Origin of the sequence: Nocardioides sp. (assembly GCF_029937575.1) — a bacterium.
Classification (GTDB): domain Bacteria; phylum Actinomycetota; class Actinomycetes; order Propionibacteriales; family Nocardioidaceae; genus Nocardioides.
In genome coordinates, this window is the sequence record NZ_JAPYPS010000041.1 from 24,922 (window position 1) to 33,984 (window position 9,063).

At 71.5% G+C, this 9,063-nt stretch carries 8 protein-coding genes; 3 read left to right on the forward strand and 5 right to left on the reverse strand.

The features are described from left to right. Positions 1-6: 6 nt before the first annotated feature. The 5 genes from Q1K33_RS13920 to Q1K33_RS13940 all read right to left on the reverse strand — a co-directional run bounded on the left by Q1K33_RS13920 (position 7) and on the right by Q1K33_RS13940 (position 4,944). On the reverse strand, positions 7-750 hold the full coding sequence (locus Q1K33_RS13920; protein WP_300404956.1) for a succinate dehydrogenase cytochrome b subunit: 744 nt from the start codon (positions 748-750) through the stop codon (positions 7-9). Positions 751-868: 118 nt separating this feature from the next. Beyond that, the gene (locus Q1K33_RS13925; RefSeq protein ID WP_300404958.1) at positions 869-1,924 is read right to left on the reverse strand and encodes a glycosyltransferase; all 1,056 of its coding nucleotides are present in this window, start codon (positions 1,922-1,924) and stop codon (positions 869-871) included. Between the two features lie 110 nt (positions 1,925-2,034). Next, a complete protein-coding gene (locus Q1K33_RS13930; protein WP_300404960.1) occupies positions 2,035-2,481 on the reverse strand; it encodes a hypothetical protein in 447 nt (148 codons plus the stop codon). A gap of 31 nt (positions 2,482-2,512) precedes the next feature. Continuing rightward, positions 2,513-4,435, reverse strand: a complete 1,923-nt coding sequence (locus Q1K33_RS13935) for a hypothetical protein (protein WP_300404962.1) — start codon at positions 4,433-4,435, stop codon at positions 2,513-2,515. Then, the gene (locus Q1K33_RS13940; RefSeq protein WP_363319715.1) at positions 4,432-4,944 is read right to left on the reverse strand and encodes a SigE family RNA polymerase sigma factor; all 513 of its coding nucleotides are present in this window, start codon (positions 4,942-4,944) and stop codon (positions 4,432-4,434) included. Before Q1K33_RS13940 ends, Q1K33_RS13935 begins: the two co-directional genes overlap by 4 nt. Positions 4,945-5,116: 172 nt before the next feature. Here Q1K33_RS13940 and Q1K33_RS13945 point away from each other — a divergent pair, with 172 nt between their 5' ends. The 3 genes from Q1K33_RS13945 to Q1K33_RS13955 form a co-directional block, all read left to right on the forward strand. After that, positions 5,117-6,589, forward strand: coding sequence for a PAS domain-containing sensor histidine kinase (locus Q1K33_RS13945; RefSeq protein ID WP_300404963.1), 1,473 nt, complete (start codon positions 5,117-5,119; stop codon positions 6,587-6,589). Between the two features lie 70 nt (positions 6,590-6,659). Then, complete coding sequence (locus Q1K33_RS13950; RefSeq protein WP_300404965.1) at positions 6,660-8,411, forward strand: methylmalonyl-CoA mutase family protein; 1,752 nt, start codon at positions 6,660-6,662, stop codon at positions 8,409-8,411. Further along, positions 8,411-9,063, forward strand: a 653-nt coding sequence (locus Q1K33_RS13955) for a methylmalonyl-CoA mutase family protein (RefSeq protein ID WP_300404968.1), incomplete at its 3' end; no start/stop codon positions are given. The genes Q1K33_RS13950 and Q1K33_RS13955, both read left to right, overlap by 1 nt.

Sequence of the window (9,063 nt, forward strand, 5' to 3'; positions counted from 1 at the left end):
GGACTCCTACTTCTCGATGATGCCGAGGAGGACGGACAGGGGGACGAGGGAGAAGCCGCCGGCGACGACCACGGCGATGATCCAGCCGGCGGCCTTCGCGCGAGCGCGGGAGGCCGCGGTGCTGGTGAAGCCCAGGGTCTGGATCGAGCTCCAGGTGCCGTGGTGCAGGTGGAGGCCGAGCGCCACCATCGCCACGAGGTAGATGATCGTCATCCACCACAGGTCGAAGGTGTCGACGAGCAGCGAGTAGGGGTCTCCCGCCGCGTCGCCGGTGTCGCCGGTCGCGGGGTTGATCTTCCCGATGGTGAAGTTGAGCAGGTGCCAGGCGAGGAAGACCAGGATCGTCACCCCGCCCCAGCGCATCGTGCGCGAGGAGATCGAGGAGGCGACGTTCTTCTTCACCGCGTACTTCTGCGTGCGCGCCGCGTGGGCGCGCCGCGTGAGCATCAGGGCGGTGACGACGTGGACCACCAGGGCCACGATCAGCCCGACGCGGAGGATCCACAGCAGCCCCGAGTGCGGCAGCATCGGCTCGCCGAGCTCACGCAGGTGCTCGGCGTACTCGTTGAACGCCGCCTGGCCGCTGAAGGCCTTCAGGTTGCCGTACATGTGCCCGAGCACGAAGCCGATGAAGGCCAGACCGCTCAGGGCCATGAGGATCTTGAGGGCGACGGTCGACCGCGTGCCACGCGATCCCTTCACCAATGTCTGTCCGGGGTTCGCTCCGGTCGTACCAGTAGTCGTTGCCACAGATGAGCACTCTACGACTCACGAAGGGGTGGATGTGACGTAACCCATGTGACATACGTCCGGTAAGGCGACCCTTACTCGCAGGTCAGGGGCTCGTCAGAGGCGCGGCAGCAGTACGTCAGAGGCGCAAGCGGCGTCCGGCGAGCGCCTCGAACGTCGTCGCCAGCTCGTCGACGGCGTCGGTCCAGGAGCGTGCGGAGACGACGTCGCGGGCGTGCTTGCCGAGCAGGTGACGGTGCCGGTCGGCGGCGAGGGCCTCGACCGCACGCCGGAAGTCGCGGTTGTCGCCGGGCTCGTAGAGGAGCCCGGTCTCCAGGTGTCGTACGACGTCGACCGCGCCGCCGGAGCGCGGGGCGACGACGGGAACGCCGCTGGCGGCGGCCTCGCGCAGCGCGTGGGAGCAGGTCTCGTGCTCGCCCGGGTGGACCAGCAGGTCGAAGGTCGGCATCGCGATCGTGAGGTCGCCGGTCGGCAGCGCGCCGGTCACCTTCGCGCCGGGAAGCCGGGTCTCCAGCCACTCGCGCTGCGAGCCGCCGCCGATGATCACGGGGCGGATGCCGGGGATCGAGGCCAGCTCGGCCAGCCGCCGTACGCCGTGCCGCTTGTGCAACCCGCCGACGTACCCGACCACGACCTGGGGTCCACCCGCCGATCGGGCGCGCGACCAGGAGTCGTGCAGCCAGTTGTCGCGCAGCGCCGGGGTGAAGGCGGCGGTGTCGACGCCGGGCCGCCAGAGCTGCGAGCTCACGCCGAACTCGGTCATCCGATCGACCATCCACGACGAGGTCACCAGCACCGCGTCCGTGCGGTCGGCGACCTTCGCGCGCCAGTAGTCGGCGGCGAGGTCGAGCACGGGGGACTGCTCGACGACGACCGAGGGGATGCCCTGGCGGTCGGTGTGCTTGAGCGCCTTGCGGCCCAGCGACCCGGGGGAGGTGACGTGGACCAGGTCGGGGGCGAAGGCGTCGATGGCGCTGCGCACCTGCGGCCCGGTCGGCTCCAGCGGCCTGATCCGCACCACCTGGGACGTCCGGTACGTCGTCAGCCCGGGGCCGGGCGTGATGATCTTGATCGTGTGCCCCAGGTCGACCAGTCGGTCGGCCACCGCCTTGAGCGTGGTGGTCGTGCCGTCGACGGCGGGGTAGAAGGTCTCGGTCACCAGAGCGATCCGCATGCCGCGATGGTGGCTCGGCGAGCCGTCGTGCAGTCGGCAACGCCGCGACGCGCCGACGACACGCTGGTGGACGTCGCGTGAACGCTGACCCGTCCGCCATGAGCGACGGGTCAGCGCGAATCCGACTCCGAATCCGGCTCGGATGTTGGTAGGTCGACGTTCTGCGGCGGGATCTCGCCGCGCTCGATGGCCGCGGAGACGTCGTGGATCCGCGAGCCGCTCGCCTGCCAGTCGCCGGCCTCGTCCTGCCAGTGGATCCGGAAGCCCCGGCGGGCCTCGACGGTCCAGTGCTGCCCGAGGACGACCCGCACCAGCAGCGCGAACGGGAAGACCAGGAGCAGGAGGAGCAGCTCGAGGCCGGCCACCAGGGCGAGGAGCAGGAAGGGCAGCGCGAGGACGAGCAGGACCGCCCCGATGACCAGGCTGACCGGGTCGTCACCGAGACCGCTGGAGAAGATGTCGGGCAGGTTGCCCAGGGTGCCCTTGAGGCGACGGCGCCACGGCACCCACCGGCGGGTGACCCGCCAGGTCTGACCGCCCGGATCGGTGACCTTCACCGGTGGATCGTGCCACAGCGTCGTGCTCGGGTCAGGCGTCCGGACCGTTCACGTAGGCGTCGTGCTGTCGCGCCACCTCGGCGGCGTTGCCGAGCTCCTCGAAGGTCACGGGCACGGCGTACCGCGGGCCATCCAGCGCGGCGCCGGGAGGCTCCGGCACGAAGTATCCACACGCGCTGGGCGTCAGCCGGACCGCGTCCCCGCGCTCGGTGGTGACCGTCAGGTAGCCGACCTCCGCCGGGTCGGCGGCGGTGTAGCACTCCTCGAGCTCGCTGTCGGAGATCGGTGACGCTTCTGCCCAGCGTGCTCGCAGCAGGTCGAGCGCGCGGGGGGTCAGCGGCGTGAGGGCCGGCTTGTTGCCGCTGATGCACGTGTCGGCCAGGACCAGAGCGTCGCGAGCGGGATCGACCGGCCCGGTCCGGCCCTCGAGGTCGCACGCGAAGTAGTCCGCGTCCGCGCCGTAGGCCCGTTGGTCGCGCTGCCGGTTCAGGGCCGCGAGGAAGACCTGGGGGAGCTGGCGGGCGGCGAGGCGGGCGCCGGCGATCTCGATCCGTCGGCAGTCGGAGGCGACAGAGAACGCGTCGCCGTCCGCGAGCGTGACAGTGACGAAGCCCTCGAGCCCGAAGCTCAGCTTGAGGCACTGGAGCGGGCTCATCGGGCGCACCGACGCGACGGCCTCCTGGAGGGTGGCGGCGTCGCCCACGAACGCCTCCGGGGTGAGCGGAGACGGCGGGGTGGCGAAGGCATCGCAGTAGGTGACGCTCACGACGGCCTCGACATCCACCTCCAGGCCGGTCACGTCGGCGTCGGCGCTGTCGGGGGGCGGCTCGGCCGGGCAGGTGTTGGCGTCGTAGGGGTCGGGCGCCGGCGTGGGAGCGGGCAGCTCGAGTGGCCGGTCGCTGACGACCTCGTCGTAGGAGACCGGGATGCGGAACGACTCACCCAGCCGCCAGCTGCTGTAGCCCAGGTCGCCGCAGGGACTCTCGGAGAGCCGCACCACGTCGCCGCGGTCGGTGGTGAGGAGGAGGTCACGCGACCGCGTCTCGAGCTCGGTGCACTCGTTCTCACCGAAGTCGTTCAGCTCCTCGGCCACCGGGAGCGGCGCGTCCCACGCGGCGCGCAGGAGCGGGAGCCCGGAGGAGCGGAGCATCAGGGCGTCGCCGTCCTCGGTGCAGCCGACGGCGTAGACGACCCGCTCGCGGCCCGGCGTGGCCGGGGAGTGCGTGACGTCGGCATCACACCCGAGAGCGAGGTCGTCCAGCCCCAGCTGGTAGGACTGCGTGTCGCGCTGGGCGTCGAGGGCCTCGAGGAACGACTGGACGACCGCGGAGGCGTCGACCGGGCGGCCGTCGAGCTCGTTGTCGCCGCAGAACTCCTGGCCCAGCAGGACGGTCGAGCCGTCGTTCAGCTCGAAGACCAGCGCTTGGCGCGACGCGATGCCGTCGATGGTCGCGCAGCGCTCGGGGTCGGGGGTCGGGAGGGCCCGCACGCGCTCGACGAAATCCGGTACGCCGTCGACCAGGGCGTCCGGGCTCGCCGGGTACGACGGAGCGGGGCCCCGGTCGGGCTCCGGGTGCATCGGCGAGGTGCCGACGTCACCGCACAGCCGCGCCCCCACCACCCGGTCGAGGTCGGGAATGACCTTGTTGGACCTGCTGGTGCTCGGCAGCTCCGCCGGGCACGGGACGGCGGCGTACACCTCGTCGGGCGGCGGGTCGAAGACCGGCGTCACGACCTGGGGCAGCTCGCCGCCGTCGTCCGAGCCGGTCAGCACCGCAGGCGTCGCGACGGCCAGCACCACGGCGGCCGCCGCGGCCGTCACCACCCCGGCCCGGCGGCGGGTGCGCGAGCGGCGACCCGCGGCGACCAGGGGAGCCGGGTCGATCCGGGGCGCGTCGGGGACGACACCGTGCAACAGGTCCTGCAGCTCGCGCTCGCGCCGGCTCTCGTTCATGGGTGCTCCTCCAACAGGCTCGAGGCCCGCAGCGCCTTCAGCGCGCGGGCGGTCTGGCTCTTCACGGTGCCGACGGAGATGCCCAGGGTCTCCGCGGTCGCAGCCTCGGTCAGGTCGTCGTAGAACCGCAGCACCACGACGGCCCGCTGGCCGCGAGGCAGGGTGGCGAGCGCGGCCAGGACGTCGTGACGCAGGTCGGTCAGCGCGCGGTCGGCGCCCACCGAGGCGCCATCGGGCAGGACCTCGGTCGGCACCTCGCCGGTCCACCGTCGTCGCCACCAGTCGGTGTACGTCGTGACCAGCACGCGCCGTACGTAGCCGTCCACCGCGCCGTCCCGGGCGATCTGGTCCCAACGACGCCAGCAGGTGACCAGCGCGGCCTGGACCAGGTCCTCGGCGCGGTGGGAGTCGCCGGTGAGCAGCCAGGCGCTGCGCCACAGCGCTGCGCCCCGCGCGGCGACGTACTCCTCGAACGTGGGCGCGGCGGATCCACGCTCCACGTCGCTCACCGTCACAGCGTCAACCATCGGCCTCGTCCATCAGGGCATCCCGCGGGCGTCCCGCAGGCATCTCACCGGGACAACGAGTTGGCCGAACCCGATGGTTGTCACGTCCATCCGAACTACTGTGAGGCACCTCGGGTCCGGCAGCGGGAAAGGAGCTGGGGTGACGAGCGAGGCGATGGACGTCGAGCGCATGTGGCAGCTCACGGCTGAGCACTCACCGGTCGGGATGACGTTGGTGAGCCCCGACGGACTGGTCCTGACAGCCAACCGTGCGCTGTGCGCGATGCTGCGCTGCGACGAGACCGACCTGCGCGGTCGGTCCTACGCGCTCCTCACCCACGAGAGCGACCGTGCCCGCCACGTCGCGCTGTTCGACGAGACGATCGCCGGGACCCGCGCGAGCTACCGGTTGACGAAGCGGTGCGTGCGACGTGACGGGACCACCCTGTGGGGCGACCTGTCGGCGGCGCTGCTGCGCACCGACTCGGGGGAGCCGCGCTACGTGATCGGCCAGCTCCTGGACGTCACTCGTCAGCGGGACCACGAGGACGAGCTCGCCGAGGCACTGGAGCAGATCCTCCGTCAGCGTCGCACGGCGCAGGCGATCCTGGACACGGTCGGCGTGGGGCTGTTGCTGATCGATCGGGACGGCCGCTTCGAGGAGTCCAACAAGCGCCACGCCAACCTGTTGAAGCTCGCCTACCCCGAGGGCCACCTCGGAGTCTCCGGGCAGCTGGGAGCCGTGTTCGCAGCCGACGCGAGCACCGCACTGCGGTCAGAGGAGATGCCGACCTCGCGCGCGGCTCGAGGAGACGAGTTCGACGACTACCGGATCTGGGTCGGCGCCGACCCGCTGGAGCAACGTGCACTCTCGGTCTCCGCGCGCTCGATGCGTGACAGCGAAGGGGGATTCGACGGCGCCGCCATGGCCTACAGCGACATCACCGACCTGATGCGCGCGATCCGGACCCGCGATGCCTTCCTCGCCTCGGTCTCCCATGAACTGCGCACCCCACTGGCTTCGGTGATCGGTTATCTCGAGCTGCTGGTCGACCACGAGGACCTGAGCGCTGGGGCGGCCCGTCAGGTCGAGGCGATCCAGCGCAACGCCGGACGGTTGCGTGGCCTCGTCTCCGACCTGCTCGACTCCGCCCAGCACCGCGCCGGGCCGGTCCTGCTGTCGCGCACCCCGATTGACCTGAGCGAGCTGGTCAACGAGGCGCTCCTGGCGGCGCTGCCGTCCGCCCGCCAGGCAGGGGTGAGCCTCGACGGCACGATCGAGAACTCGTTGCGCGCCGACGTGGATCCCGGTCGGGTACGCCAGGTCGTCGACAACCTGGTCTCCAACGCGGTCAAGTACACCGACACGGGAGGCACGGTGGCGGTGCGCCTGCGCCTAGCCGCTGGGGCCGGGGTGATCGAGGTGAGCGACACCGGCATCGGCATGGACGAATCGGACCTGGAGGAGCTGTTCACACCGTTCTTCAGGACCGAGGCGGCCCGGGAGCGCCACACTCCGGGCGTGGGTCTCGGCCTCGGCATCTGCGAGGCCATCGTCGTCGCCCACGGTGGGGGGATCGAGGTGGCCAGCGTCGTGGACGGCGGTACGACGTTCACCGTCACGCTGCCGCTGAGCGACGACGCCTGACGCGTGTGGGTTGTTTCATAAAAGTCACACTCTGTGGTCGCGGTCTCACGAGCCTTCTAAGGTGCCCACCATGACGTCACAGGACACCTCTGCCGAGGGTGGGCCAGTCGAGGGCGGGTTGGACGAGCCCACCGACCTCGAGCCGGACCAGGGAGCGCTCGACCTCGCGCAGCCCGAGGACACCCACACCCGCGCGGACTGGGAGAAGGCGACCGCGGCCGTGCTGCGCAAGGCCCGCCGGATGACGGACGAGGACGACGACGCGCTCGTCTGGGACAAGCTGACCCGGACCACGCTCGACTCGATCGCGCTCCCGCCGCTCGGCACCCCCGACATGCTGGAGGGGCTCACCACCTCCGGTCGCCCGACCCGCGAGGGCGACTGGGACATCCGCGCGCACCTCGGCGTCGCGTCCGGAGCCGAGAAGAAGGTCAACGAGGAGCTGCTCGTCGACCTCAACGGGGGAGTGTCCTCGCTGTGGCTGACGGCCGGGGCCGACACCGACTTCGCCCTCCTGCTCGACGGGGTCTTCCTCGACCTCGCCCCCGTCGTGCTGGACGCGACGGCGGACCCGGCCGCGACCGCCCAGGCGTTCGTGGCCCATGCCGGCGGCGTCGAGCTGCACGCCGGCACCAACCTCGGCGTCCCCGCTGCCGAGGCGACCGCGGAGCTGGCCGAGCTCGCCCGTGCACGCGGGATCCTCGCCTTCGTCGTCGACGCCACCGCCGTGCACGACCGCGGCGCCTCCGACGCCCAGGAGCTCGGCTGGTCGATGGCGAGTGCAGCCGGCTACCTGCGCACCCTCACCGACGCCGGCCTCTCGGTGGCCGAGGCAGCCGGGCTGGTGGAGTTCCGCTACGCCGTCACCGACGAGCAGTTCACCGGCATCGCCAAGCTTCGTGCCGCGCGTCGCCTGTGGGCGCGGGTGCTGGAGCTGTCGGGCGCCGACGAGGCCCCCGAGATGCGGCTGCACGCGGTGACCAGCAAGCCGATGATGAGCCGCTACGACCCCTACGTGAACATGCTGCGCACCACCGTGGCCGCCTTCGCCGCCGGCGTCGGCGGCGCCGACGCCGTCACGGTGCTGCCCTTCGACAGCCCCCTCGGCACACCCGAGACGCTGGGTCGCCGGATCGCGCGCAACACCTCGGCGCTCCTCGTCTCGGAGTCGCACGTCGCCAAGGTCGCCGACCCGGCGGGTGGCTCGTACGCGGTGGAGAAGCTCACCGACGACCTCGCCATCGCGGCCTGGGCCGCCTTCGGCGAGATCGAGGACGGCGCCGACCTGGACGCCGCCATCGCCGACGTGGTCGCTGCGCGCGATCAGCAGGTCGCCACCCGCAAGCGCCCGATCACCGGACTCACCGAGTTCCCCAACCTCGCCGAGGAGCTGCCCGAGCGGACACCCGACGGCGCGTTCGACGGCGTCCGTTCCTACGGTGCTGCCTTCGAGGAGATGCGCGACAGCCCGCCCGAGGGCCACGTCTTCCTGGCCACGCTGGGCACGATCGCCTCCCACACGGCACGGGCCACCTTCGCCAGCAACCTGTTCGCAGCCGGTGGAATCGCGGTCGACGTGGCCGGGGCGACCGACTCCGTCGAGGCACTGCTGGCGGCGTACGACGGGCAGGCGGTTGTCTGCCTGGCCGGCGCCGACCCGACGTACGCCGAGTGGGGCGAGGCCGCGGCGACGGCGTTGCGTGAGGCGGGCGCGAGTCGCGTCATCATCGCCGGCAAGCCCGCCGACCACACCGACGACGCGTGCGCCATGGGTGTGGACGCGTTGGCGTTCCTGACCCGGACCAGAGAGGCACTGACCTGATGAGCGTTCCGAAGAGCTTCTCCGGCCTCGACCTGGGCGGCGCCTCCGCCGCCACCGGATCGACTCCCGACAGTGAGCCGTGGGCCAGCCCCGAGGGCATCGGCATCCTGCCGATCTACGGCCCCGAGCACCTCGAGGGCCTCGACGCCCTCGACACCTGGCCGGGCCTGAGCCCGTTCCTGCGCGGGCCCTACCCGACGATGTACACCACGCAGCCGTGGACGGTGCGTCAGTACGCCGGGTTCTCGACCGCCGAGGAGTCCAACGCCTTCTACCGGCGCAACCTGGCGGCCGGCCAGAAGGGCCTGTCCGTCGCCTTCGACCTGGCCACCCACCGCGGTTACGACTCCGACCACCCGCGCGTGCGCGGCGACGTCGGCATGGCCGGCGTGGCCATCGACTCGATCTACGACACCCGCACCCTCTTCGACGGCATCCCGCTCGACGAGATGTCGGTGTCGATGACGATGAACGGCGCGGTCCTGCCGGTGCTCGCCCTCTACATCGCCGCGGCCGAGGAGCAGGGGGTGAAGCCGGAGCAGCTCGCGGGGACCATCCAGAACGACATCCTCAAGGAGTTCATGGTCCGCAACACCTACATCTACCCGCCGGCGCCGTCGATGCGGATCATCTCCGACATCTTCAGCTACAC